Annotated in this window: 1 rRNA gene; it reads left to right on the top strand. The window is 43.2% G+C overall.

Features of this window, described 5'->3' with window-relative positions:
* Window positions 1-58 precede the first annotated feature (58 nt).
* Window positions 59-169, top strand: a 5S ribosomal RNA gene (rrf, locus tag DXB63_RS17745).
* Window positions 170-627: the final 458 nt, after the last annotated feature.

Here is a 627-nt window from a genome sequence, read left to right as displayed (position 1 = left end):
TTATATACGTTTAGTATCTTACTGATAGAATTTATTTTGTACATTATGTCTGCCTTATTCAGGTGGCTATAGCACCGGGGTTCCACCTCTTCCCATTCCGAACAGAGAAGTTAAGTCCGGTCACGCCGATGGTACTGCGTAACAGTGGGAGAGTAGGTAGCTGCCGTTTTATTAGAGAGTCCTTTTCGAGTGATCGGAAGGGACTCTCTTTTTTGTTATGTACCGTTCCTTCCCTTCCTCCCCCTTCCCCCGTCTTCCCTTCACTATGATAATAATATGCCGGCTATGCTGATTATATTGGAAATGGACGCTTACCGTGGAGTTTCCTGTTTCAGGGTGTACCGCTACTTCCTGTATTGTTTGCTCTTTTTCCATCGTGTTGTCCCGGATAATTGTGCTGTATTGTTTCCTGCCGGAAATTGCCTTCGGACTTCTTTTGTCTCTTGGAGAACACATCGTTTATTTATTATAGGTTTATAACATCCTTCCCTGCCGGATTACCGACAGACGAGGAAGCCGCTTATCTTTCATTATACGCCATGCACCCGAAGACTTTTATCTTCAACTACCCGGGTTATTTCTTCTTTCCTTGTTATTGTTATCTTGCTTTCTTCTTATTCTTCCAAG

The organism is Bacteroides sp. OM05-12, assembly GCF_003438995.1.
Lineage (GTDB): Bacteria > Bacteroidota > Bacteroidia > Bacteroidales > Bacteroidaceae > Bacteroides.
The sequence above is the reverse complement of the archived record's forward strand: the minus strand, read 5'-3'. Positions and strand labels throughout refer to the sequence as shown.